Genomic DNA, 23,774 nt, shown 5'->3' with positions numbered 1-23,774 from the left:
ATCCGCGAGGATGCCGTTTTCGTCTGCAGGCCGTAGCCCTCCGATTTATCTGCAATCAGTCGCGGATGATCAGGAAATCGTGGGCGTTGAAGCGCAACGCAAGGGTTTCTCCCGGCTGCGGCAGGACTGCGTCCGGCGAATTGAACATGTCGAAGGAAATCTGGTTTCCGCCGACATCAAGCTTGGTGCGGATGACCGAGCCCAGGAAATGCGAGGAGATCACCTGGCCGGTCAGCGAGGTATCGCCCTTGGCATTTTCCAGCCGCGAACCCGCTTCCGGGCGCAGGGCGATCGACAGCTTGTCGCCGCCTTTCAGGGCGCCGATCGATTCCCTCAGCCTGATCGTGTTTTCGCCGACCTTCACCGTGTTGGCCGCCGGATCGACGACGGTCGCCTCGATGATGTTGAGCGTGCCGACGAAGGAGGCGACGAAACGGGTGGTCGGGCGATTGTAGATTTCCGACGGGGTGCCGATCTGGTCGGCGCGGCCGGCATTCATGACGACGACGCGGTCGGAGATCGACAGGGCCTCTTCCTGATCGTGCGTCACGAAGACGGTGGTGATGCCGAGCCGGCGCTGGATTTCACGGATTTCTTCGCGCAATGAAACACGGATCTTGGCATCGAGCGCCGACAGCGGCTCGTCGAGCAGCAGGACCTGCGGTTTCGGCGCAAGCGCGCGGGCAAGCGCCACGCGCTGCTGCTGACCGCCGGACATCTGGTAGGGATAGCGGTCGGCCAGGTGGTCGAGACCGATCAGCGTCAGCATTTCCTTGACGCGTGTTTCGATCTCCGTCTTGGACTTGCCCGCCACCTTCAAGCCGAAGGCGACGTTGTCGAAGACGTTCATGTTCGGAAACAGCGCATAGGCCTGAAAGACCATGCCGATATTGCGCTGGTTGGTCTTCAGCGCGTTCTGGTTCCGGCCGTTGATCGAGATCGCACCGTCGCTCGGGCTTTCGAACCCGGCGATCATGCGCAGCACCGTCGTCTTGCCGCAGCCCGACGGTCCGAGAAAGGAAACGAACTCGCCCTTCTCGATGGACATGTTGAAGTCCTTGACGACCTGCGTCTGGCCGAAACTCTTCTTGATACTTTCGAGAACGAGGAACGACATCAAAATTCCTTAAGGCCTGGACGGCGACAATTTGCCGAAGCGGGAAACAAGCTGGATCAGACCCATCGACAGCCAGGTGATCGCAAAGGCGATGACGGCGAGCGCCGAAGGTTCGTAAGCCTTGTTGGCACCGACGAGCTGGAGATAGGGACCGAAGGCCGGACGGTTGAGAAGCGCCGCCATGGTGAATTCGCCCATGACGATCGCAAAGGTGATGAAGGCGCCCGAGAGCACGCCCGACATGACGTTCGGGAAAATGCAGCGGAACATGATCGTTGGCCATTTGGCGCCGAGAATTTCGGCGGCCTCCGTCAGCGTCCGCACGTCGATAGTCCGCATCGCCGTATCGACCGAGCGGTACATGTAGGGAAGCGCCAGGGTCACGTAGGAGAACGTCAGCAGGACATTGGTGCCTTGGGTGGAGCCGGTGAACGGGATCCAGGACGAGGAATTGTAGAGGCGCAGGTAGCCGAACACAATGACGATCGCCGGAATGACGAGCGGCAGCAGCGTGATGAACTCGACGACCGGCCGCATCTGCGGCAGGCGCAGCCGCACCCAATAAGCTGTCGGCACGATGAGCAGCATGCCGACGACGATCGTCACCAGCGCCATCAGCATGGAGAAACCGAAGGTGGCGCGGAACTGCGCGTCGGTGAAGACCGACTGGTAAGCGTCGAAGGAATAGACACCGCGCCGCATGCGCAGCGAGAACTCGAACGTGCCGATCAGGGGTATGAAGAAATAAATGGCGCCGATGGCGATCGCGAGCCAGGCGAAGATCTTGTGCGCCTTCATTTCTGCCACCGTTCGGCGCGGGTGCGCAGCCAGATGTAGAGGATGTTGGAAATGCCGGTGATGACGATCATGCCGAGAGCCAAAGCGTAGCCGAGGTTCGGATTGTGCAGCACGTCGCCGCGGATCTGGGCGTAGAGCAGGATCGGCACGATGTTGAGCGAGGACCCGGTCAGAGCATAGGCGGTTGCGATCGCGCCGAAGGCGTTGGCGAAAAGGAGAAGCGTGGCGCCCATCAGGCTTGGCCACAGGATAGGCAGCACCACCATGCGCCAATATTGCCAGGTGGATGCGCCGAGGATCTCGGATGCCTCGCGCCATTCCTTCTTCAATCCGTCGAGCGCCGGTGTCAGGATCAGCACCATCAGCGGGATCTGGAAGAACATGTAGGTGATCGTCAGACCGAAGAACGAGAGAAGGTTGAACCCCGTCGAATAGAGATTGAAGCCGAACCAGTCGCGCATGAAGACGGTGACCAGACCGGTCCGACCGAGCGTCGCCAGGAAAGCGAAGGCGAGCGGCACGCCGGCGAAGTTCGATGCGACGCCGGAAAACGTGAGCAGGCTGGAGCGGATCCAGGACGGCACGCCGCCGAGCACAACCGCCCAGGCAAGGAAGAAGCCGATCAACGCGCCGCCGAGTGCAGACGCAACGGATACCCGGATACTGATCCAGTAGGCGCCGAGGATGGACGGCGAAAAGAGGTCGGCAATATTCTGAAACGTAAATTCGCCCGCCGGATTGAAGAAGGCGCCGACGATCAGATAGAGCGTCGGGACAATCAGGAAAGCGAGCGCAAATACCATGAACGGCACGATGCCGAGCCAGTCGATGACTGTCCGGCGGTCGATGAATGACGTGGATGCGGTGGTCATGAATGCTGGCCATCCAGGGGAAACGGGAAACCTCCCACGCCGGGCGGCGCGGGAGGTCAATCCTGATGCGATTACTTGGAGACGTTGGCGCCGACCACGGTATCCCACTTCTTGGTAATGGTTTCCTTGGCGGCGGACTGCTGGGCGAGCGTCGGGAATACGGCCTTCTCATAGGCTGCTGCCGGGGGCAAGGCGTCGAGCAGGTTCTTCGGGATCTTGTTGCTCTTGGCAAGATCGTTGAAGCGGATCGGGTGGCAATATCCCTTCAGCCAGCCGAGCTGACCTTCGTCGGAATAGAGGTATTCCATCCAGAGCTTCGCAGCGTTCGGATGCGGAGCGAAGGCGGAGATCGCCTGCACGTAGACGCCTGCAACAACGCCGCTTGCCGGTACCACGACCTCGAAGGGCGGGTTGCCCTTCAGGCTTTCGCCCCAGGACAGGGCATTATAGTCCCAGGCGATGATGATCGGCGTGGTGCCCTGCGCAAACGGGGCGGCCTTGCCGGTGACCGGCACGAAATTGCCCTTCTTGTTGAGTTCGGCGAAGAACTTCAGGCCTTCGTCGCCGGCCTTGGCGGAGTCGCCCTTGGCGCCGGAGAGGCCGGCAGCATAAACGCCCTGAACGGCCTGGTTGGCGCCGCGCGGATCACCGGCGAGAGCGACTGCGTTGGCATAGTCGGACTTCAGCAGGTCGGACCAGTCCTTCGGAGACGTCTTGACGAGGTCCTTGTTCACCAGGAAAGCCAGAACGCCGTAATAGTCGCCGTACCAGTAGCCGTCTGCGTCCTTGGCGTCGGCCGGGATCGAATCCCAGGTGGAGACCTTGTAGGGCTGGATCAGGCCGTCGGCCTTGGCGGACGGGCCGAACGACAGGCCGACGTCGATAACGTCGGGAGCCTGCGGGCCCTTGTTGCCCTTGTTGGCCTTGATCGCTTCGATTTCGTCGCCCGAACCGGCGTCCGGGTTCAATTCGTTGACTTCGAGGCCGTACTTCGCCTTGAATCCGGCGATGACGTCGCCGTAGCCGCACCAGCTATGGGGCAGCGCGATCGTGGTCAGCGTGCCTTCCTTCTTCGCGGCTGCGATCAGCTCGGCGCTGGGCGCCGCGGCGGCGATGGCCGTGGAGGCGATGACGATGGCGGTCGTCAGAGAAAGAAGACGTTGGGTCTTGTTGATCAAGGTATCCTCCTAGGGGTTCAGGTCGTGTAGTCCGGATCGTTTCGGCGCGACTCGTAGAGCCAGTTCATGTATCGTATATGACAGCCCGGAGGATGAGCATTTGCTCATGAAACTCCCGGATTGCCGGCATATTTCTTAACCCGACCGATCAGTCGGGACGGCTCTGGCGGCCCGGGCGGCGGAACAGCATCGTCCGCTCGAACAGGCCTTCCAGAGAGTTCATGCGTTCGCGAGTTTCATCCCACGTCGCGCTCTGCACCGCCTCGATCAGCGCCTCGACGACGAACAGGGTGATGACGGAGCTGTCCCAGGCCGAGGGTGCCTCGATCCTCACCTTGAACGTGTGCTGTGCATGCTTGGCAACGGGTGAAGCCCAGACGTCGGTCAGCAAGATGATGACGACGCCGTTAGCCCGTGCGGCCTCTGCCAGCGTCGCCATCTCCTGCTCGTAGCGGCGGATGTCGAAGATCACCAGGACGTCGCCGGCGCTCATGTTGAGAACATGCTGCGGCCAGGAGCTCGAATTGGTGGAGATCAGGGTCGTCTTGGGACGAATGACCTGCATATGGGTGAAGAAATATTCCGCGAGCGCACCGGTAATGCGGCCGCCGACGAAGTAGATGCCGCGGTTGCGGTCACGCAGAAGTGCGGCGGCCCCTTCGAAAGTCGTGGTGTCGAGATCCGAAAGTGTGTCGCGCAGATTGGCGGTGATCGCGTCGGCAAAGCGATTGAGGATATGTGTGCCCGGTGCGTTGGACGCCCACCGGTCGTGCTTGGCGATCGGGTTGGAGATGGTCGCCTCGAGCTCGTGATGCAGATGCGACTGGAATTCCGGGTAGCCCTTGTAGCCGAGCTTCTGCACCATCCGCGCAACCGTCGGCGTCGAAACACGGGCGTTCTCCGCGATCACAGTGATGCTGCCGAGCCCTGACACCGGATAGTTCTCCAATAGGCTGTCCGCCAACTGTTTTTCCGCGCGCGTCAGGCTATCGTAACGAACACGAATGACATCCGATACGGTGCGTGCAGTTGGTGGCACTAAAGCTGTTCCCTCCGGTCTTCGCCGGTTATCGAAAAGATTAACAATCGTTTCTGCGGAGAAGTCAACGGTTCCTTTGAAGAGAAATTTTCAGAATCCCGTTGACGGCGGCAGGAAAGTGAAGAATTCTCTTCTTAATCCAATTTAAACGATTTTTTCCGGAACGCGTCGATGCTGGTCCAGTCGGAATTCTTCTCGGAGGCGGATGGCGGACCCGTTGCCCTGGACAATGTCGGCGGCCGGGGAGATGTGCTTCTCGTCTGCGAACACGCCTCGCGGCGCCTGCCGGAACGCTACGGCGATCTCGGACTTTCCGCCGATGCGCTCGCCTCGCATATCGCCTGGGATCCGGGAGCGCTTGCCGTCTCCCGGCTGATGTCGAAGAGCCTCGACGCGACGCTGATCCACCAGCGGTTTTCGCGGCTCATCTACGACTGCAACCGGCCGCCGGATTCGCCTGCCGCCATGCGTGACGTGTCCGAGATCTTCCGGATCCCCGGCAACGAGAACCTGTCCGAGGCGGAGAAGTCCCGACGCACCACGGCGCTCTACCTGCCATTCCACGGCCGCATCCGCGAGGAGATCGCGGCGCGGCGGGCGAGGGGGCAGAAGACGGTGCTGGTCACCATTCACAGTTTCACGCCGGTCTATTTCGGCAGGGAGCGTCCGGTCGAGATCGGCATCCTGCACGATACCGACAGCCGGCTTGCCGACCGGATGCTGGAGGCAGCATCTGACACCCATCTCTACCGCGTCGAACGCAACGAGCCCTATGGGCCGGCGGACGGCGTAACGCATACGCTGGAAGTCCACGCCCTGCCGGCGGGACTTCTCAACGTCATGATCGAAATCAGGAACGATCTGATAACGGACGAAACCGGCCAGGGGGTCGTGGCCGATTTTTTGACAGGATTGCTGCGGGAAAGCCTCGCAGACGTCCAAGGATAAGACCCGGGGAGCAGCAGCTCGCATGCCCGCGGTTAAATCGCCGCGGGAAGGACAAACCGGATGGCCGCGATGGCGCGGTCTTTCTGCCAACAGGGGGAAGTCATGTCCGATTATACCGAAGGCGACAAAAAGCAGGACATTCATATCCTGCATTCCATGGGTTATGCGCAGGAACTCGAGCGCCGCATGAGCTCGTTTTCCAACTTCGCAATTTCGTTTTCCATCATTTGCATTCTCTCCGGCGGCATCAATTCGCTGGCGCAGGCGACATCGGGCGTCGGCGGGGCCGCAATCGGCATCGGCTGGCCGATCGGCTGCATCATCTCTCTCTTTTTCGCGCTCGGCATGGCGCAGATTTCATCCGCCTATCCGACGGCCGGGGGGCTTTATCACTGGAGTTCCATCCTCGGGACGCGCTTTACCGGCTGGCTCACCGCCTGGCTCAATCTGCTCGGCCTGATCACCGTTCTCGGGGCGATCAACATCGGTACCGCCCTTTTCCTCGGCGGCACGTTCGGCGCGCAGCTTGGTATTGCCGATGCGACCGGCGTTGTTTCTCCGGGGATGCAGGTGGTTCTGGTGATCCTGTTCACCATCGTCCAGGCGGCGATCAACCATTTCGGCATCGGCCTCACGGCCAAGCTCACCGATTTCTCGGGCACGCTGATCCTGGTGACGGCGGCGGTCCTGACCATCGCCTGCCTCATCTACGCACCGACGCACGATATTTCGCGGCTCTGGACTTTCACCAATTATTCCGGTGATGCGGGCGGGGCCGTTTGGCCTCAGTCCGACAGCATGTGGTATATCTTCGCGCTCGGCCTGTTGCTGCCGATCTACACGATCACCGGTTATGACGCCTCGGCGCATACGTCGGAGGAAACCAAGAAGGCGGCGCTGTCGGTGCCCCGTTCGATGGTCTCCGCCGTGCTCTGGTCGTCGCTTGCCGGCTGGGTCATGCTGTCGGCCTTCGTCATCGCCATCCCGGACATGGCCGCAGGCGCCAAGCAGGGCTGGGCCGTGTTCTTCACCACCATCAACACCATCATGCCTGCCTGGCTGGTGACGGTGCTCTATGTGGCCATCTTCATCTCGCAGTTTCTCTGCGGGCTTGCGACCGTCACCTCATGCTCGCGAATGATCTTTGCGTTTTCGCGTGATGGCGGGATACCGGTTGGCTCAAAGACGCTTGCAAGCGTCAGCCCGAAATTCCGCACCCCGGTTGCGGCGATCTGGACGGGTGCGGCTCTTGAAAGCCTGTTCGTCTGGGGTGCGCTGTTCATCTCGGTCGGCGAGGCAAGCCTCTACGTCACGGTCGTCAACGCGACCCTGATCTTCCTTTTCCTTTCCTTCCTTTTCCCGATCGTGCTCGGCATCTTCGCCTACGGCACTAAAAAATGGCCAGCGCCTGGCCCCTGGGATCTCGGTCGGGGCGTCTACAAGACAGTCGGCGTGCTGGCGACGCTTGGCATGGTGCTGATCATCTACATCGCTATCCAGCCGCCGAACGACAAGGTGCTTGCGGTCACCGTCGGCCTCATCGTCCTTGCGATAATCATCTGGTTCGCGGTCGAGAACAAGCGCTTCAAGGGGCCTCCGATCGGTGACATGATCGCCAAGCGCAAGGCCGAAATCGCTGCTGCGGAAGCGGCGGTCGGCGAAACCGGAACGGTCTCGCCGGTACCGGGCGAATAACCTTCACCGACATCATTGGCGGAGGTCGCGATGTGCGGCCTCCGCCAAAATGTTCAAAGGCCAGATGGATCGATCATGACCAGTCATTATTCTTTCGACGAACTCAAAAAAGATGTTGCCGAGGGCCGCATCGATACGATCATCGCTGCCCAGGTGGACATGCAGGGTCGCCTGATGGGCAAACGGTTCCAGGCGGAATATTTCGTCGAGAGCGCCTATCAGGAAACCCATAGCTGCAACTATCTGCTGGCGACCGATATCGAGATGGAGACCATCTCCGGCTACAAGGCGACCAGCTGGGAACAGGGGTACGGCGACTATACGATGAAGCCGGATCTTGCGACGCTACGCAAACTCCCCTGGCTCGAAGGCACGGCGCTGGTTCTCTGCGACGTGCTCGACCATCACACCCATGCGGACGTGCCGCATTCGCCGCGCGCCATCCTGAAGGCCCAGGTGAAGCGGTTGGAGGCGATGGGCATGTCTGCCTTCATGGCGACCGAACTCGAATTCTTCCTGTTCGACCAGACCTACGACCAGGCGCGCGAAAGCGCCTACCGCAATCTCAAGCTCGCGAGCGGCTATAACGAGGATTACCACATCTTCCAGACCACCAAGGAGGAGGAGGTGATGCGGGCGATCCGCACCGGCCTGCAGGGCGCGGGCATCCCGGTGGAGAACTCCAAGGGCGAGGCCTCGGCCGGCCAGGAGGAAATCAACGTCCGTTATGCCGATGCACTGACCATGGCCGACCGGCACGTGATCATCAAGAATGCAGCCAAGGAAATCGCCTGGGGCAAGGGCAAGGCCATCACCTTCCTCGCCAAGTGGAATTATTCGGCCGCCGGCAGTTCGTCGCACATCCACCAGTCGCTGTGGAGCGCCGACGGCAGCAAGCCGCTGTTCTTCGACAAGGACGGCGAACACGGCATGTCGGAACTGATGAAACACTATATCGCCGGGCTGCTCAGCCATGCGAGCGAGATCACCTATTTTCTGGCGCCCTATATCAATTCCTACAAGCGGTTCATGGCCGGCACGTTTGCACCGACCAAGGCCGTCTGGTCGAAGGACAACCGCACCGCCGGCTACCGTCTCTGCGGCGAGGCGACCAAGGGCATCCGTGTCGAATGCCGTGTCGGCGGTTCCGACCTCAACCCCTATCTCGCCATGGCGGCACTGATTGCGGCTGGCATTGATGGCATCGAGAAGAAGATGGCGCTGGAACCGGCCTTCGTCGGCGATGCCTATGGCGGCAAGGGCATTCGCGAAATCCCGCGGACGCTGCGCGATGCGATCGATCTCATGAACGGATCGGAACTGTTGCGTTCTGCCTTCGGCAATGACGTCATCGACCACTATGTGCGGGCCGGCCAATGGGAGCAGGAGGAGTACGACCGCCGCGTGACGGATTGGGAAGTGGCGAGAGGGTTCGAGCGGGCTTGAGATAATCGCAACGCTGATGCGCGCTTGTTGTCATTTTGGCATTGTGGTAGAGTGTTTCCACAACCTGCGAGATTGGTCATGAGCCCTATAGACAGTGAGTGGTTTTACCAAAAACTTGATCAGGGAGATAAATCCCTGCGCGACCTGGCTCGCTTTATGTCGCTCGATCCCAGTGCCGTATCGCGGATGCTGAAGGGCGAACGGAAGATGAGCGCCGATGAGCAAGACGATATAGCTGCTTTCCTGGGCATAAATCTTGAGGAGGTGGCAGCGCACCGGAGGGGCAAAGTGTTCGGATTTGAGGAGACGAAGCAGGGCAGCTATGACGCTACCGGCTCCTTGGATACTCCGCCGGTCAAAATGTTCACGAAAGACGATATCGTCTACAAGGATGGCAAGCGCTGGATGGAGAAGGAGGATGGCACGCTGATCGAACTGCATCCAGCCTACGGCTGCATGGCGGGAACGATCACCGTCATGCCGGGCGTCGATCTGACGGCACCGATGGACTGGGAAGAGGAATGGGGCGAGAAGCTTTATAATGAGTAGCCGTTTTCTGCTCGATACGTGCTTCGTGATCTGGATGTCGCAGAATGAGGACTTGGCGCCGACGGCATTGGAGTCGCTGGCTGAAAGCAAGGCCCAGAAGATCCCGGTTTTCGTATCGTCCGTGACGGCGTGGGAGATGGGCATGCTGCTTTCGAAGGGACGTATCCGTGAAACCCGGGATGCCGAGCAATGGTATCGCGACTATCTGCGGGATGGAGGCTTTGTCGAACATCCGGTCACCTCTACGATCTTCGTTGCCGCCTGCTTCCTGCCCCAGCCCATCCACAAGGACCCGATCGACCGAATCCTGATCGCCACCGCGCGCGAAAACGACCTGACCATCATCACGCGCGACCGCGCGATCCTTTCCTATGGCGCCGCGGGTCATGTCCGCACGCTTGCCTGCTGATTTTCTGGAGTATGTATCAATGACGATGATCCAATGTATCTCGCCGATCGACGGTTCGGTCTATGCCGAGCGTCCGGCCATGTCGCCGGAGGCTGCGGCGGAAGCTGTCGGGCGCGCCCGCGCGGCGCAGAAGGCCTGGGCGAAACGGCCGCTCGAAGAGCGCGTCCAGCTCGTGCTGAAAGGCGTGGCCCGCCTCAACGAGATGGTCGACGAGGTGGTGCCGGAGCTTGCCTGGATGATGGGCCGGCCGGTGCGTTACGGCGGCGAGTTCAAGGGGTTCAACGAACGTTCCAACTATGTGGCCTCGATCGCCGCCGATGCGCTGGCGCCGCTGCGGATCGAGGACAGCGCTTCGTTCGAGCGGCGTATCGAACGCGAGCCGCACGGTGTCGTGTTCGTCATCGCGCCCTGGAACTATCCGTATATGACGGCGATCAACACGATCGCGCCGGCTTTGATGGCCGGCAATGTGGTCGTCATCAAGCATGCTTCGCAAACGCTGCTGGTCGGCGAGCGGATGGTGCGCGCCTTCGTCGAGGCGGGTGTTCCGGAGGATGTCTTCCAGAATGTCTTCCTCGACCATGACACGACGGCGAAGCTGATCTCGCAAGGGCTGTTCAACTTCATCAACTTCACGGGCTCGGTCGAAGGCGGACGATCGATCGAACGCGCCGCCGCCGGTACATTTACCGGGCTTGGCCTCGAACTCGGCGGCAAGGATCCGGGTTATGTGATGGAGGATGCCGATCTCGATGCGGCGGTCGATACGCTGATGGACGGCGCCACCTACAATTCCGGTCAGTGCTGCTGCGGCATCGAGCGCATCTACGTTCATGAATCGCTCTACGATTCCTTCGTCGAAAAATCGGTCGCCTGGGTGTCGAACTACAAGCTCGGCAATCCGCTCGACAAGGAGACGACGATTGGGCCGATGGCCAACAAGCGTTTCGCCAAAGTGGTGCGCCAGCAGATCACTGATGCTGTCGCGAGCGGCGCCAGGGCACTTGTCGATCCGAAGCTTTTCCCTGCCGATGACGGCGGCGCTTATCTTGCGCCGCAGGTGCTGGTCGATGTCGATCATTCCATGGAGATCATGCGCGAAGAGACCTTTGGTCCGGCCGTCGGCATCATGAAGGTGAAGACCGACGACGAGGCGATCGGCTACATGAACGACAGCCGCTACGGGTTGACGGCATCGCTCTGGACGCCTGATGTCGATCGTGCCAACCGCATCGGCAGCCAGCTCGAAACCGGTACGGTGTTCATGAACCGCGCCGATTATCTCGACCCGGCGCTGGTCTGGACCGGCGTCAAGGAAACCGGGCGCGGCGGCTCGCTCTCCGTCCTCGGCTTCCACAACCTGACCCGCCCGAAATCCTATCACCTGAAGAAGGTAACGAAATGAATATCGTCGCGAACTGGAGCTATCCGACCGCCGTCAAGCTGGGCCGCGGACGGATCAAGGAACTGGCCGACGCCTGCAAGACGCTCGGCCTCAAGAAACCGCTCCTGGTCACCGACCGGGGACTGGCATCGATGGCGATTACCGGCCATGCGCTCGACGTGCTGGAAGAGGCCGGCCTCGGCCGCGCGATCTTCGCCGATGTCGATCCGAACCCGAACGAGAAGAACCTCGAAGCGGGCGTCAAGGCTTATAAGGACGGCGGGCATGACGGCGTCGTCGCCTTCGGCGGCGGCTCCGGCCTCGATCTCGGCAAGCTGATCGCCTTCATGGCCGGCCAGACGCGGCCCGTCTGGGATTTCGAGGATATCGGCGACTGGTGGACCCGCGCCGATGCCTCGAAGATCGCGCCGATCGTCGCCGTGCCGACCACAGCCGGCACCGGTTCGGAAGTCGGCCGGGCAGGGGTGCTCACCAACTCCGTCACCCATGTGAAGAAGATCATCTTCCATCCGAAACTGCTGCCGGGCGTCGTCATCTGCGATCCGGAACTGACGATGGGCATGCCGAAGGCGATCACCGCCGGCACCGGCATGGACGCGTTTGCCCATTGCCTGGAAGCCTATTCGTCGCCCTTCTACCACCCGATGTCCGGCGGGATCGCGCTCGAAGGCATGCGGCTCGTCAAAGAATTCCTGCCGCGCGCCTATAAGGACGGAGCCGATCTCGAAGCCCGCACCAACATGATGTCGGCCGCGGCCATGGGGGCGGTCGCCTTCCAGAAGGGGCTCGGTGCCATCCATTCGCTGTCGCATCCGATCGGCGCGGTCTACAACACCCATCACGGCATGACCAATGCGGTCGTCATGCCGCCGGTGCTGCGCTTCAATCGTCCGGCGATCGAGGAGAAGATCGCGCGTGCGGCGGCCTATCTCGGCATCGCTGGCGGCTTCGACGGCTTCTACGATTACGTCCTGTCGCTGCGCGCGGAGCTCGGCGTGCCGGACAATTTGACGGCCATGGGAATCAAGCCCGACCGAATCGACGAGCTGACGGCCATGGCGATGGAGGACCCGAGCTGCGGCGGCAACCCCGTCACCATGACGATGGAGAACACCAAAGCCCTTTTCCTCGACTGCTTTTAAGACTTCCGATGGGGGAGGATCGCCGTTAACGAAGCCCGGAGGCCGAAACCTCCGGGCTTTTCCGCATTTTAGAGCCGAAAGCTAAATTTCCTGAGTGATATTAATGGTGCTCAAATTTACAATTCGTTAACCATGTTTGGAAAGGATGGCATCCATGACACCATGCTTCCCGGTGTCCTCGTGAGCGATGTGGCTCTAGCCTTGTTCGAGGACCGACAATGCCTGTAATTTCCTTTGCCAATGCCAAGGGTGGAGCCGGAAAAACAACCGCTGCGCTTCTGCTTGCGACCGAACTTGCCCATCAGGGTTTTCGCGTCACTGTCATCGATGCGGATCCGCAGCGCTGGATCAGCCAGTGGTTCGAGACCTCCGGCGCAGTGCGCAACATCGAAGTGGTATCGGAGGTCACCCTGGCATCGCTGCAGTGTCATCTGCGAGAAATGGCATCGCGCACCGATTATTTCATCATCGACCTTGCCGGCGCCCGTGATGCGCTTGTCACCACCGCGATCGGCCTTTCCGACCACGTGATGATCCCGGTCCAGGGATCGGCCATGGACGCCAAGGGTGCGGCGCAGATCCTCGACCTTCTCGCCTACATGAAAGAGAAGGCCGGCCTGGTGATCCCGCATTCGGTGGTGCTGACGCGCGTCACCTCGATGGTGACCACCAAGGCGCTGCTCACCATCAAGGGCCTGCTTGCAGCCCGCGGCGTACATGTCCTCGATACGCCGATCGGCGAACGCATCGCCTTCAAGGAACTCTTCGAGACCGGCGGCACGCTGCACACGCTCGATCCGGCCAAGGTCAGCAATGTCGATAAAGCGAAGGAAAATGCCGGCGCCTTTGCGAAGGAAGTGCTGCGGCTCATGCCCGTCAAGATCACCCGCTCCGCCGCGTCGCGCCTCTTCGGACTGGGCCGCCACGCCGCCTGATCGTTCTGGTCGATTCTGAAAAATCTCAAGCGGTCGGCTCTCCGGAGCCGGTCGCTTTTGCATTTGGGGAGATGATGGCCTTAACGAAAAAGCCCCTGCGGCGAGGCCGAGGGGCTTTTGGCAATTGCCGGATTTGCGTAACTACTCGATGAATTCAACCGTCGTGCCGGGCTTGACCATCTTGGCGAGTTCCCTCGCATCCCAGTTGGTCAGGCGCACGCAGCCATGGCTGTTGGTCTTGCCGATCTTGGAGGGTTCCGGCGTACCGTGGATGCCGTATGTGGGCTTCGAGAGCGCGATCCAGACCGTACCGACCGGGCCGTTCGGGCCTGGCGGGATTTGCAGGATCTGGTCGTTGTTGCCCTGCTTGAAATTGATCTTCGGATTGTAGGTGTAACCTGGGTCGAGCGCGATGCGTTCGACCGTGTGGGTGCCGGTCGGCGAGGGCGTGTCGGTAGAGCCGATGGTCGCCGGATAAGCGGCGACCAGCTTGTTGTCGGCGCCATAGGCGAAGACCTGCTTCTTGCCTTTGTCGGCGATGATGCGGGTGACCTGACCGACCTTCGGCTGGCCGGGATTGATGACCTTGATGGTCGAGCCGGGGATGGTGAAATCGACGCCGGGATTGAGCGCCTTGAGATAACCTTCGTCCATGTGGAACTGCTCGGCGAGCTTTTCGGTCACGGACGTATAGGACATGGCCGGCAGCTGCGACTTGTGCGCATAGTCTTCCGGGATCGAGGCGACATAGGGACCGGCGGCATCGGCCGGCGTGATCGTGTAATCGACGATCGGCAGGCCGCCCGAATAGGTCAGCCGCTGCAGGATGTCCTCGGAATTGTTGGGATCGAGCGTCTCGCCGGTCATTTCCTGCCAGGCGGCGATCGCCTTGTTGACGTTGTCGCCGAGATGACCGTCGATGACGCCGGGCGAGATGCCTTCACGGTCGAGGAACACTTGAAGTGCCGCGATCTGGGCCTGCGGTTTCTTGGTGACGGTGATGATCGGCTTTTGCGGCAGAAGCGTTTCTGCCGGACGCTGGTCCGGTTCGATCGAGGCTTCCTGCGGGTAACCGGCGTCGGGGAGGGCCTGATCATCCAGCGGCATGCGGCTGACTGATCCCTCCCTCGGGATCCCGCCGGTGACGGCGCCGGGTTCCCCCGGCCGGTATTCGCGGAAATCGCGATAACCGCCGGCGCCCTGCTGGTAGCCGCCCGAATCCCGCAGAGACCGGTAGCCGCCCGGCACCGGCGGATATTCCTGCCTCCGGTCGGGGCGATAGGCTTCCTGGCGGATCTCGGTTGCGACGACATTGCCGAAATGGTCGATCAGGACCCGGCGGCCCATGCTGTCGCGGCTGATGATGACGTCACGGCGATCCGGTTCATAGTCCAGGATCGAGCCGTCAGGAGCGACGAGCATCGTTTCCGAGGGATAGCGGCCATACCGATTCTGCGCCTCGGCGGAGGGGATCCCCTGCGCCGCGGTCCAGATCATCAGGCTTGCGCATGCAAAAAATAGCCGCTTCACGATGTCACCGACTTCCTTGTTTCCTACCTACACGTAATCGGGAAATCGTACATTGGTTCCCGCCCGCGCGCCTGTCGCCACAGACAAGGTAAATTTGACCGTAGTGTGGAAAAAGTGAATTCGTCATGAACACACCGTTAAATTTACGTCACGATCGGTTAGAAGTTTTGACGAAACCGTGAAGGGAATGATTATGAAGGCTTTTTCGGCTGCCAGCGGACCGAGGATCTTCCTCGACGAGAGCTCGGTTCTTGATATCGGGGGCTGTTTCATCGGCGATGTGGATCTTGCTCCGGGCCGGGCCATTCCCGACGACGGTGATCCGCGAATCGATCATTCGCTCGAAGGGTTCCTCTTCACCTGCGGGCCCGACCATATTCGTCATCCCGAGGCCATCGAAGGCGCCGCTGACGGCCGGAAATATCCGCTGCATGGATCCTTCTCTTCCCACCCGGCCGAAATCCTGTTCTGGGATGCGCAGGGGCCGGATGCAGAGTGCCGTGCCCGCGTGCCACTGACCATTGCGACCGGCGAGACGGCTCTCCTCGAACGCCACTGGCGGATCGATGGTGCGACGGGCGAGGTGAGCCTGTCGGACAAGGTCACCAATACCGGCACAAAGCCCTTTGCACGGGTGCATATGTACCACATGAATATCGGCGCCTGGCTGTTCGACGACCATGTCCGGCTGACCGGGAGGATGCTCGACAGAGGCGGCTTCCCCTGGACCTTCGGCGGCGAGACCGGCGGCATATTCTGCGTGCCGGCGGCCGTCGAGGGCGAGCAGTGGGCCGAAATCGCGCTCGGTCCGATCGCGGCGATCGGCGGGCTGACGCTGAAGGTGAAGTTCAGGACCGACACGCTGCCGCATCTGCAGGTCTGGCGGAACCAGAAGGCGCCGGCGCATGTACTCGGCATCGAGCCAGTTTCGCATCGCCTGGCAAGCCGCCAGGAACTTGCGGCGAACGGGGAACTCGGGTGGGTCAAGCCCGGCGAAAGTGTCGAATACGGCCTGCGCTTCTGCTTCGTCTGAGAGTTGTCGCTCAGTGATTGACGCCCAAAGGGCACCGTCGTAATGCTTGCGCCTCAAATAGAACGGAGGGCTAAGTCCATGGATATCCGCCAGATCAACGACGAGTATTCCGTCACCGGCCAGATCACCGTCGAGGAACTCGACCAAGTCAAGGCCATGGGGTTCAAGTCGGTCGTCTGCCATCGTCCCGACGACGAGGAGCCGGGCCAGCCGCATTTTGCGCAGATCGAAGCTCGCGCCAAGGAACTCGGCCTCGACATCCGCCACATCCCGGTCGGCCGCATGGGCGTCGACGAACAGGGCGTCAAGGCGATGGTCGATGCGCTCGACGAATTGCCGCGCCCGATGCTCGGCTTCTGCCGGTCCGGCGCCCGTTCGACGGCGATCTACGAAAAGAGCCAGCATCTGCGCGGCTGAAGATTTTCCACGGCCTCGTGCCTTTTGCGCGGGGTCTTTTCCCGAAGCTCAATTTTTTTGAGGAGAATTCCATGAGCATCCAGCGCATCGAGCCGGCCGCCCGCATGAGCGCCGCCGTCGTCCACGGCAACACCGTCTATCTGGCCGGCCAGGTCGGCGAAGGTGAGAGTGTCACCGACCAGTGCAAGGACGCGCTTTCCGAAGTCGACCGCCTGCTGGCTACCGTCGGCTCAGATAAGTCGAAGATCCTGCAGACGATCATCTATCTCTCGGACATGTCCTATTTCGGTGAAATGAATGCGGTCTGGGAAAGCTGGATCGATCCGGCGAACCCGCCGGCCCGCGCCACCAGCGAAGCCAAGCTCGCTGCGCCGAAATACAAGGTCGAGTTCATCGTCACGGCCGCGATCTGATCGCTGCGATATTGATTCAAAAAGCCGGCCTATCGTTCTGATGGGCCGGCTTTTTCTATTTCAGGCCCTTTCGCGGATCTGGGTCAGCGTCCGCGCCGGCGTGATCGCTTCCGGATCGAGCCTGACCTCGATGATGGAAGGCTTGCCGCTGGCGCGCGCCCGCTCATAGGCCGGGCCGAACTCTTCCGTCTTCTCGACCAGTTCCCCATGCCCGCCGAAAGCCTTGGCATAGGCGACGAAATCCGGGTTGACGAGGTCGGTGGCGCTGACGCGGCCCGGATATTCCCGCTCCTGGTGCATGCGGATCGTGCCGTAGATGCCGTTGTTGACCAGCACGGTGATGATCGGCAGTCCATAACGGACGGCGGTGATGAATTCCTGGCCGTGCATCATGAAGCAGCCGTCGCCGGCAAAGCAGACGACTTCGCGCTCGGGAAACAGCTGCTTGGCGGCAACGGCGGCGGGCAGGCCATAGCCCATCGAGCCGGAGGTCGGGGCGGACTGGGTGTTGTATTTCCGGAAGCGGTGGAAGCGGTGCAGCCAGGTGGCGTAATTGCCGGCGCCGTTGGTGAAGATCGCGTCGTCGGGCACGTTCTCCTCGATCCATTGCATGATCGGGCCCATCCTGACCGGGCCGGGGCCGGCCTCCGGCGGCGTCGACCACTTGAGGTAGGCGTCGTGCAGCGCCGATTTCCGTTCGGCCCAGAGCGGTAGGGCAGGTGGTTCGAGGTCTTTCAGTGCCGCGACGAATTCCGCCGGCGCGGCGCAGATCGCCAGGTCCGGCCGGTACATGCGGCCGAGTTCTTCCGGATCGGGAAAGACGTGGACGAGCTTTTGGCTCGGATAGGGAATGTCGATCAGCGTGTAGCTGGAGGAGGGCATTTCCGACATGCGGCTGCCGATCAGCACTAGCAGGTCCGCCTCCTTGACCGCCTTGGCGAGCACGGGATTGATGCCGATGCCGACATCCCCCGCATAGGAGGGGTGGAGGTGATCGAACAGCATCTGGCGGCGGAAGGAGCAGCCGACCGGGATCTTGAAACGGCTGGCGAAAGCCTGGAAATCGGCAACTGCCTGTTCGCTCCAGCGGGTACCACCGACGATGAACATCGGCCGCTCGGCGTTCTTGAGCATGGTTTCGAATGCGGCGATCTGGCTTTTGCCGGGATGGCTTTCGACCGGCATGTAGGCACGGGCTTCGGGCGCCTCGACTTCATCGACCAGCATGTCTTCCGGCAGTGTCAGTACGACCGGGCCGGGACGGCCGGAGGTGGCGACCGCAAAGGCGCGGGTGACGAATTCGGGGATGCGGCGGGCGTCGTCGATCTCGCCGACCCATTTGGCAAATTCGGTGAAGGCGCGGCGGTATTCGACCTCCTGAAAGGCTTCCCGTTCCTTCATCTCGCGGCCGATCTGGCCGACGAAGAGGATCATCGGGATCGAATCCTGTTTGGCAATGTGCAGCCCGGCCGAGGCATTGGTGGCGCCGGGACCGCGGGTGACCATGCAGATGCCGGGCTCGCCGCTGAGGCGGCCCCAGCTGTCGGCCATCATCGCAGCACCGCCTTCCTGGCGGCAGACGAGCACCTCGATGCCACTTTCATACAGCGCGTCGAGCACGGCGAGATAACTTTCTCCGGGCACGCAGGAGATGCGCTTGACGCCGTTCGCCTTCAGCGCCTCGACGATCAGCTGCCCTCCGGTCTTGATGACGGTGTTCATTTTTCTCTCCCCTCTTTTTCGATTTGATCGAGTTGCGCCAGCACATCTGCGGTATGTTCGCCGAGCGCCGGGCTCGGCCGGTGATAGACAAGCGGCGTTTCCGACAGGACGATCGGATTGCGCACGCCCGGAATGACCGTGCCGTCGGCCGCTTCGAGATCGATCCGCAGCCCGCGCTCCTTGACCTGCGGATCGTTAAACATTTCGGCGATCGAATTGATCGGCCCTGCCGGCACGGCATTGTCGCCGCAGGCGGCGAGCAGCTCGGCCTTTTTCCATTTCGACGTCTGCGCGAGGATCAGCCGGCGCACTTCGACGCGGTTGGCGACGCGCGCCTTGTTGGTTGCGAAACGCTCGTCATCGGCCATCCCGTCGATGCCGAGGATACGGCAGAGGCGGCGGAACTGGCCGTCATTGCCGATGGCGAGAATGAGATACCCGTCTTCGGTGGCCAGGACCTCGTAGGGGCTGATATTCGGATGGGCATTGCCAAGCCGCACCGGCGCTTCGCCCGAGACCAGGTAATTCATGTTCTGGTTGGCGAGGATGCCGGCCTGGACGTCGAGCAGCGCCATGTCGACATGCTGGCCTTCGCCGGTCTTCATCGCATGGATCAGCGCGCCCTGGATGGCGGTCACCGCATAGATGCCGGTGAAGATGTCGGCGATCGCGACACCCGCCTTCATCGGCTGGCCATCCGGCTCGCCGGTGATCGACATGAAGCCGGACATGCCCTGGACGATGTAATCGTAGCCGGCGAGATTGGCGTAAGGGCCGTTCTGGCCGAAACCGGTGATCGAGCAATAGATCAGCTTCGGATTGATCTTTTTCAGGCTCTCGTAGTCGAGGCCGTATTTGACGAGGCCGCCGAGCTTGAAGTTCTCGATCAGCACGTCGGCGGTCGCGGCCAGCCGGCGGACGATGTCCTGGCCTTCCTCGGTCTTGAGGTCGACGGCGATCGAGCGTTTGCCGCGGTTGGTGGAGTGGTAATAGGCGGCCGACAGGTTTTCGCCGTCCTTGCCCTCGACGAAGGGAGGACCCCAGGCGCGGGTGTCGTCGCCGCCATCGGGATTTTCCACCTTGATGACGTCGGCACCCATGTCCGCCAGCATCTGGCCTGCCCAGGGACCGGCGAGCACGCGGGCAAGTTCGATGACGCGGATGCCGGTAAGCGGCGGTTTTTTGGGTGTCTGGGTCATGTCACGGGATCACGGTTGATTTGGCGGCGCTGGTTACCGGCTTCATGGAGGCAACGCGGCGTTCCCGCCAGATGATGTAGAGGCCGGAGCCGATGATGATCGAAATGCCGAGCCATTTGACCGGATCGGGGAAGTCGCCGAAGACCAGCCAGCCGAACAGCGTTGCCGAGACGATCTCGAAATATTGCAGGGGCGCAATCACGGACGCCGGTGCGGCGCGATAGGCGTAGACGGCAAGGATGCCCGACAGGGCTGCGAAGGCGCCGACGCCCGCGAGCCACAGCAGGGTCTTCCAATCCGGCATGGAGGGCGCCAGGAAGGCGATGCCGGTCCGGTCGCCGACAAAAAGCAGGATGGCGGAGATCGGAATTCCCCAGAGCGCCATCTGGAACTGCATCGACCAGGGATCTTCGCGATGCGCCAGCGCCCGCGTCAGGATCGCGAAGATCGCTACGCAGAAGGCGGTGACGATCGGCAGCAGTGCCACGAAGCCGATCTCTTGGAAGCTCGGGCGGATGACGATCATGGCGCCGACGAAGCCGGCCGCGCAGGCGGTATAACGCCGCCAGCCGATGGTCTCCTTGAGGAAGATGCTGGAGAGGACGGTGAGGATGATCGGTTCGACGAAGAAGATGGCGATGGCATCGGCCACCTCCATGACTGCCAGGGTCGCCACGAAGCAGACCATGGAGAGCGTGATGAGGCTCGCGCGGATCGCATGGAAGGCGCTGAGACGCCAGGAGAACGTCCGCCAATATCCGTTCCAGAGCACGATCGGCAGCATGCAGAGTGCCTGGAAAACGAAGCGCGCGGCAGTGATGAACGTGGGCGACGCGGTATCGGTCGCAAGCTTCGAAAAGACGTCGATGAACGGGGCGATCAGCATCGCAACGATCATCAGGCCGAGGCCGTTGACGATCCGGTTCGGGGCTGATGCGGCAAGGCTTGCGGACGACGAACTCATCGATTTCCTATAGCCGGGACCGGTCCCGGAAGCACTTGATTAAATGTCATGAACTCATTCCGTTTGATGAGTAGGCCCGGTTCAGAGGGCGGCCGCGGGCATGGGCAGAGCGGCCCGGGCCCAGGCGGCGAATTCGGCGGTGGCGCGGGCCCGCACCGTATCGTTCAGCGTTTCGTGGCGGGTGCCCGGCCAGATCTTGGTGGTGACGTTCGAAAAGCCGTTGCGCTTGAAATGCTCGGAAAGCCACAGGATCTCACGGCCGCCATTGGTCGCCGGATCCTCGGCGCCGCCGATCAGGTGGATCGGCAGGGTTTTCGCCAGCCGATCGATGAGTTTCGGGGCGCGAAACGTGAGTTCGAAGAGATCGAGCCATAAGGAGACGCTGGCGTCGAAACCGCACAAGGGATCGGCGATATAGGCATCGACGATATCCCGGTCATGGCTCAGCCAGTCGAATTCCGTGCGGTGGCCGGCAATGGATTTCCCCCAGGCGCCAAAAGTGAGTTTCGGCAGAAGCCCGCTCGGCACGTCCGAGCCTTTCAAAGCCTTTTCGATGCGCAGGATCACCTGCGCCGCGCGGCCAGCCGGACCTGGATGGAAGTTGGAATTCCAGACCGCTACGGCATTAAAGCTGTCGGGATGATCCACGGCGGCATTGAGCGCGATCAGCCCGCCCATGGAATGGCCGAAGAGCAGAGCCGGCAGGCCGGGATGGGCGCCCGCCGCCATGTCGCGCATGGCCTTGACATCTTCGAGCACCAGGCTGACGCCGTCGTGCCGAGCAAAGCGGCCGATCGGTGCGTCCGGAACCGTCGTTTCGCCGTGACCGCGATGGTCGAAAGCATAGACATGGAAGCCGTGGCCGGCCATCGCCTCGGCGAAACCCCTGTAGCGCCTGGAATGCTCGGCAAGCCCGTGCGAGATCAGCAGGATGGCATGCGCCGGCTCGGCCGCCGGCTCGTAATGATAGGCAAGGTTTGCGCCTGTCGGGCTCTTAAACCGCCTCGTTTCGTCGAACATCCTCGCTCCCTCGACCGTTCGCGCATTGCTCCCGGCCACCAATTCGCCTACATAGCGGCAAACCGAAATTCCCCCCGGAGCACTTTTATCCATGGCACGTCAGTTCATCTATCACATGTCGGGACTCAACAAGTCCTACGGCGCCAAGAAAATCCTCGAGAACGTCAATCTGTCTTTCTACCCGGATGCCAAGATCGGTATTCTCGGCCCGAACGGCGCCGGTAAGTCGACCGTGCTGCGCATCATCGCCGGTCAGGACAAGGAATATACCGGCGAAGCCTGGCTCGCCGAAGGCGCGACCGTCGGCTATCTCGAACAGGAACCGCATCTCGATGCGTCCAAGACCGTCTTCGAGAACGTCATGGAAGGCGTCGCCAAGAAGACGGCCGTCCTCGACCGATACAACGAACTGATGATGAACTATTCCGACGAGACCGCCGACGAGGGCGCCAAGCTTCAGGATGTCATCGACAGCCAGAACCTGTGGGACCTGGAAAGCCAAGTCGAGATGGCGATGGAAGCGCTGCGCTGCCCGCCGCGCGATTCGGAAGTCACCAGCCTGTCGGGTGGTGAACGCCGCCGCGTCGCTCTCTGCCGGCTCCTGCTGTCGCAGCCGGATCTGCTGCTGCTCGACGAACCGACCAACCATCTGGACGCCGAAACCATCGCCTGGCTCGAAAAGCACCTGCGCGACTATCCGGGCGCCGTGATGATGATCACCCACGATCGCTACTTCCTCGACAACGTCACCGGCTGGATTCTGGAGCTCGACCGCGGCCGCGGCATTCCTTACGAAGGCAATTACTCGGCCTACCTGCTCGCAAAAGCCAAGCGCATGCAGCAGGAAAACCGCGAAGAAGCCGGCCGCCAGAAGGCAATTTCCCGCGAACAGGAATGGATCGCGTCCAGCCCGAAGGCGCGCCAGGCAAAATCCAAGGCGCGTATCAAGTCCTACGAACAGCTGGTGGAAGCCGCCGACAAACAGCGCCCCGGCGACGCGCAGATCATCATCCCGGTCAGCGAGCGTCTCGGCCAGGTGGTCATCGAGATGGAAGGCATCACCAAGGGCTTTGAGGGCCGCACGCTGATCAACGACCTGTCGATCAAGCTTCCGCCGGGCGGCATCGTCGGCATCATCGGCCCGAACGGCGCCGGCAAGACGACGCTGTTCCGGATGATTACCGGTCAGGAGACGCCGGATGCGGGTTCGGTGCGCATCGGCGAGACCGTCCATCTCGGTTATGTCGACCAGAGCCGTGATGCGCTCGACGGCAACAAGACCGTCTGGGAGGAAATCTCGGGCGGCGCCGAAATCATCAAGCTCGGCAAGTTCGACATGAACTCCCGTGCCTATTGCGGCGCCTTCAACTTCAAGGGCGGCGACCAGCAGCAGAAGGTCGGCAACCTCTCGGGCGGCCAGCGTAACCGCGTTCACCTTGCCAAGATGCTGAAGGCCGGCGGCAACGTTCTGCTCCTCGACGAACCGACCAACGACCTCGATACGGAAACGCTGGGTGCGCTCGAAAGCGCGCTGGAAAACTTTGCCGGCTGCGCGATCATCATCAGCCACGATCGCATGTTCCTCGACCGCCTGGCGACGCATATTCTCGCCTTCGAAGGCGACGGCCATGTGGAATGGTTCGAAGGCAATTTTGAGGACTATGAGCAGGACAAGGTCCGCCGACTCGGCCCCGATGCCCTCAACCCGGGCAGCCAGGCCCACAAGCGTCTGACACGTTAAGTTTTTTTAGTTTTGCCTAAAGTAAAAACCCCGGTTCTGCCGGGGTTTTCTTTTGGATGAAGTTAACAAAAGCTAAAATCCGAACCCCCAAAATTATGGGTATTTTTAACCTAGCCCGATAAAGACAATCGCAAAGATTCCCGGCGCATTTTCCCGCCCCAGGGAGACCATGTCCGCCTGGGTCTTGACGCTGTCATGATGA

The 23,774-nt window shown here is 61.4% G+C and carries 22 protein-coding genes; 12 read left to right on the top strand and 10 right to left on the bottom strand.

Going from position 1 to position 23,774, the window contains the following annotated elements; translation table 11 throughout:
* Nucleotides 1-55 precede the first annotated feature (55 nt).
* The 5 genes from ACZ9IU_RS13190 to ACZ9IU_RS13170 form a co-directional block, all read right to left on the bottom strand.
* A complete protein-coding gene (locus ACZ9IU_RS13190) occupies nucleotides 56-1,117 on the bottom strand; it encodes an ABC transporter ATP-binding protein (RefSeq protein ID WP_038543612.1) in 1,062 nt (353 codons plus the stop codon).
* Between the two features lie 9 nt (nucleotides 1,118-1,126).
* The gene (locus ACZ9IU_RS13185) at nucleotides 1,127-1,915 is read right to left on the bottom strand and encodes an ABC transporter permease (protein ID WP_038543610.1); all 789 of its coding nucleotides are present in this window, start codon (nucleotides 1,913-1,915) and stop codon (nucleotides 1,127-1,129) included.
* Nucleotides 1,912-2,787: an ABC transporter permease gene (locus tag ACZ9IU_RS13180; protein ID WP_038543608.1), complete on the bottom strand. Its 876-nt coding sequence runs from the start codon at nucleotides 2,785-2,787 to the stop codon at nucleotides 1,912-1,914. Before ACZ9IU_RS13180 ends, ACZ9IU_RS13185 begins: the two co-directional genes overlap by 4 nt.
* A gap of 71 nt (nucleotides 2,788-2,858) precedes the next feature.
* Nucleotides 2,859-3,965, bottom strand: a complete 1,107-nt coding sequence (locus tag ACZ9IU_RS13175) for an ABC transporter substrate-binding protein (RefSeq protein ID WP_038543606.1) — start codon at nucleotides 3,963-3,965, stop codon at nucleotides 2,859-2,861.
* A 148-nt stretch (nucleotides 3,966-4,113) separates the two neighbouring features.
* Nucleotides 4,114-5,004, bottom strand: a complete 891-nt coding sequence (locus ACZ9IU_RS13170; protein ID WP_038543604.1) for a MurR/RpiR family transcriptional regulator — start codon at nucleotides 5,002-5,004, stop codon at nucleotides 4,114-4,116.
* A 171-nt stretch (nucleotides 5,005-5,175) separates the two neighbouring features.
* Here ACZ9IU_RS13170 and ACZ9IU_RS13165 point away from each other — a divergent pair, with 171 nt between their 5' ends.
* The 8 genes from ACZ9IU_RS13165 (at nucleotide 5,176) to ACZ9IU_RS13130 (ending at nucleotide 13,533) form a co-directional block, all read left to right on the top strand.
* Nucleotides 5,176-5,952, top strand: coding sequence for an N-formylglutamate amidohydrolase (locus ACZ9IU_RS13165; RefSeq protein WP_038543602.1), 777 nt, complete (start codon nucleotides 5,176-5,178; stop codon nucleotides 5,950-5,952).
* Nucleotides 5,953-6,054: 102 nt separating this feature from the next.
* Complete coding sequence (locus ACZ9IU_RS13160) at nucleotides 6,055-7,647, top strand: amino acid permease (protein ID WP_038549314.1); 1,593 nt, start codon at nucleotides 6,055-6,057, stop codon at nucleotides 7,645-7,647.
* A 75-nt stretch (nucleotides 7,648-7,722) separates the two neighbouring features.
* Nucleotides 7,723-9,093, top strand: coding sequence for a glutamine synthetase family protein (locus ACZ9IU_RS13155; protein ID WP_038549312.1), 1,371 nt, complete (start codon nucleotides 7,723-7,725; stop codon nucleotides 9,091-9,093).
* Between the two features lie 78 nt (nucleotides 9,094-9,171).
* Nucleotides 9,172-9,642, top strand: a complete 471-nt coding sequence (locus ACZ9IU_RS13150) for a helix-turn-helix domain-containing protein (RefSeq protein ID WP_038543600.1) — start codon at nucleotides 9,172-9,174, stop codon at nucleotides 9,640-9,642.
* The gene (locus tag ACZ9IU_RS13145; RefSeq protein WP_038543598.1) at nucleotides 9,635-10,051 is read left to right on the top strand and encodes a type II toxin-antitoxin system VapC family toxin; all 417 of its coding nucleotides are present in this window, start codon (nucleotides 9,635-9,637) and stop codon (nucleotides 10,049-10,051) included. The genes ACZ9IU_RS13150 and ACZ9IU_RS13145 overlap by 8 nt, the downstream gene beginning before the upstream one ends.
* 19 nt (nucleotides 10,052-10,070) lie before the next feature.
* Nucleotides 10,071-11,456: an aldehyde dehydrogenase family protein gene (locus ACZ9IU_RS13140; RefSeq protein ID WP_038543596.1), complete on the top strand. Its 1,386-nt coding sequence runs from the start codon at nucleotides 10,071-10,073 to the stop codon at nucleotides 11,454-11,456.
* Nucleotides 11,453-12,598: an iron-containing alcohol dehydrogenase gene (locus ACZ9IU_RS13135; RefSeq protein ID WP_038543594.1), complete on the top strand. Its 1,146-nt coding sequence runs from the start codon at nucleotides 11,453-11,455 to the stop codon at nucleotides 12,596-12,598. The genes ACZ9IU_RS13140 and ACZ9IU_RS13135 overlap by 4 nt, the downstream gene beginning before the upstream one ends.
* A gap of 218 nt (nucleotides 12,599-12,816) precedes the next feature.
* Nucleotides 12,817-13,533, top strand: a complete 717-nt coding sequence (locus ACZ9IU_RS13130; protein WP_038543592.1) for an AAA family ATPase — start codon at nucleotides 12,817-12,819, stop codon at nucleotides 13,531-13,533.
* 141 nt (nucleotides 13,534-13,674) lie between these two features.
* On the opposite strand, the gene ACZ9IU_RS13125 is transcribed toward ACZ9IU_RS13130, so the two are convergent.
* On the bottom strand, nucleotides 13,675-15,063 hold the full coding sequence (locus tag ACZ9IU_RS13125; RefSeq protein WP_437179049.1) for a L,D-transpeptidase: 1,389 nt from the start codon (nucleotides 15,061-15,063) through the stop codon (nucleotides 13,675-13,677).
* 193 nt (nucleotides 15,064-15,256) lie between these two features.
* Here ACZ9IU_RS13125 and ACZ9IU_RS13120 point away from each other — a divergent pair, with 193 nt between their 5' ends.
* The 3 genes from ACZ9IU_RS13120 (at nucleotide 15,257) to ACZ9IU_RS13110 (ending at nucleotide 16,926) form a co-directional block, all read left to right on the top strand.
* A complete protein-coding gene (locus tag ACZ9IU_RS13120) occupies nucleotides 15,257-16,096 on the top strand; it encodes a DUF4432 family protein (RefSeq protein ID WP_038543588.1) in 840 nt (279 codons plus the stop codon).
* A gap of 78 nt (nucleotides 16,097-16,174) precedes the next feature.
* Nucleotides 16,175-16,513: a protein tyrosine phosphatase family protein gene (locus ACZ9IU_RS13115; RefSeq protein ID WP_038543585.1), complete on the top strand. Its 339-nt coding sequence runs from the start codon at nucleotides 16,175-16,177 to the stop codon at nucleotides 16,511-16,513.
* 71 nt (nucleotides 16,514-16,584) lie between these two features.
* Nucleotides 16,585-16,926 (top strand): RidA family protein, encoded by a 342-nt coding sequence (locus tag ACZ9IU_RS13110; protein WP_038543583.1) that lies wholly within the window; start codon nucleotides 16,585-16,587, stop codon nucleotides 16,924-16,926.
* 60 nt (nucleotides 16,927-16,986) lie between these two features.
* Here the strand turns inward: ACZ9IU_RS13110 and ACZ9IU_RS13105 are convergent, their stop codons facing one another.
* The 4 genes from ACZ9IU_RS13105 to ACZ9IU_RS13090 all read right to left on the bottom strand — a co-directional run bounded on the left by ACZ9IU_RS13105 (nucleotide 16,987) and on the right by ACZ9IU_RS13090 (nucleotide 21,831).
* Nucleotides 16,987-18,648, bottom strand: coding sequence for a thiamine pyrophosphate-binding protein (locus ACZ9IU_RS13105; RefSeq protein WP_038543581.1), 1,662 nt, complete (start codon nucleotides 18,646-18,648; stop codon nucleotides 16,987-16,989).
* Nucleotides 18,645-19,847, bottom strand: a complete 1,203-nt coding sequence (gene caiB, locus ACZ9IU_RS13100) for a succinate--glutarate CoA-transferase (protein WP_038543579.1) — start codon at nucleotides 19,845-19,847, stop codon at nucleotides 18,645-18,647. Before caiB ends, ACZ9IU_RS13105 begins: the two co-directional genes overlap by 4 nt.
* A gap of 1 nt (nucleotide 19,848) precedes the next feature.
* Nucleotides 19,849-20,811, bottom strand: coding sequence for a DMT family transporter (locus ACZ9IU_RS13095; RefSeq protein ID WP_038543576.1), 963 nt, complete (start codon nucleotides 20,809-20,811; stop codon nucleotides 19,849-19,851).
* Nucleotides 20,812-20,892: 81 nt separating this feature from the next.
* Entirely contained in the window at nucleotides 20,893-21,831 is a 939-nt protein-coding gene (locus ACZ9IU_RS13090) for an alpha/beta fold hydrolase (protein ID WP_038543574.1), read from the bottom strand.
* Nucleotides 21,832-21,922: 91 nt separating this feature from the next.
* Between ACZ9IU_RS13090 and ettA the strand changes: the two genes are divergently transcribed.
* Complete coding sequence (gene ettA / locus ACZ9IU_RS13085) at nucleotides 21,923-23,572, top strand: energy-dependent translational throttle protein EttA (protein WP_038543572.1); 1,650 nt, start codon at nucleotides 21,923-21,925, stop codon at nucleotides 23,570-23,572.
* Nucleotides 23,573-23,774 lie beyond the last annotated feature (202 nt).

This window comes from Mesorhizobium sp. USDA 4132 (genome assembly GCF_056279545.1).
The sequence above is the reverse complement of the archived record's forward strand: the minus strand, read 5'-3'. Positions and strand labels throughout refer to the sequence as shown.

Excerpts from the sequence above, each read along its gene's own strand:
- ACZ9IU_RS13190 (WP_038543612.1), bottom strand. The coding sequence starts at position 1,117 with ATGTCGTTCCTCGTTCTCGAAAGTATCAAGAAGAGTTTCGGCCAGACG.
- ACZ9IU_RS13185 (WP_038543610.1), bottom strand. The coding sequence starts at position 1,915 with ATGAAGGCGCACAAGATCTTCGCCTGGCTCGCGATCGCCATCGGCGCC.
- ACZ9IU_RS13180 (WP_038543608.1), bottom strand. The coding sequence starts at position 2,787 with ATGACCACCGCATCCACGTCATTCATCGACCGCCGGACAGTCATCGAC.
- ACZ9IU_RS13165 (WP_038543602.1), top strand. The coding sequence starts at position 5,176 with ATGCTGGTCCAGTCGGAATTCTTCTCGGAGGCGGATGGCGGACCCGTT.
- ACZ9IU_RS13160 (WP_038549314.1), top strand. The coding sequence starts at position 6,055 with ATGTCCGATTATACCGAAGGCGACAAAAAGCAGGACATTCATATCCTG.
- ACZ9IU_RS13155 (WP_038549312.1), top strand. The coding sequence starts at position 7,723 with ATGACCAGTCATTATTCTTTCGACGAACTCAAAAAAGATGTTGCCGAG.
- ACZ9IU_RS13150 (WP_038543600.1), top strand. The coding sequence starts at position 9,172 with ATGAGCCCTATAGACAGTGAGTGGTTTTACCAAAAACTTGATCAGGGA.
- ACZ9IU_RS13145 (WP_038543598.1), top strand. The coding sequence starts at position 9,635 with ATGAGTAGCCGTTTTCTGCTCGATACGTGCTTCGTGATCTGGATGTCG.
- ACZ9IU_RS13140 (WP_038543596.1), top strand. The coding sequence starts at position 10,071 with ATGACGATGATCCAATGTATCTCGCCGATCGACGGTTCGGTCTATGCC.
- ACZ9IU_RS13135 (WP_038543594.1), top strand. The coding sequence starts at position 11,453 with ATGAATATCGTCGCGAACTGGAGCTATCCGACCGCCGTCAAGCTGGGC.
- ACZ9IU_RS13130 (WP_038543592.1), top strand. The coding sequence starts at position 12,817 with ATGCCTGTAATTTCCTTTGCCAATGCCAAGGGTGGAGCCGGAAAAACA.
- ACZ9IU_RS13120 (WP_038543588.1), top strand. The coding sequence starts at position 15,257 with ATGAAGGCTTTTTCGGCTGCCAGCGGACCGAGGATCTTCCTCGACGAG.
- ACZ9IU_RS13115 (WP_038543585.1), top strand. The coding sequence starts at position 16,175 with ATGGATATCCGCCAGATCAACGACGAGTATTCCGTCACCGGCCAGATC.
- ACZ9IU_RS13110 (WP_038543583.1), top strand. The coding sequence starts at position 16,585 with ATGAGCATCCAGCGCATCGAGCCGGCCGCCCGCATGAGCGCCGCCGTC.
- ACZ9IU_RS13105 (WP_038543581.1), bottom strand. The coding sequence starts at position 18,648 with ATGAACACCGTCATCAAGACCGGAGGGCAGCTGATCGTCGAGGCGCTG.
- caiB (WP_038543579.1), bottom strand. The coding sequence starts at position 19,847 with ATGACCCAGACACCCAAAAAACCGCCGCTTACCGGCATCCGCGTCATC.
- ACZ9IU_RS13095 (WP_038543576.1), bottom strand. The coding sequence starts at position 20,811 with ATGAGTTCGTCGTCCGCAAGCCTTGCCGCATCAGCCCCGAACCGGATC.
- ACZ9IU_RS13090 (WP_038543574.1), bottom strand. The coding sequence starts at position 21,831 with ATGTTCGACGAAACGAGGCGGTTTAAGAGCCCGACAGGCGCAAACCTT.
- ettA (WP_038543572.1), top strand. The coding sequence starts at position 21,923 with ATGGCACGTCAGTTCATCTATCACATGTCGGGACTCAACAAGTCCTAC.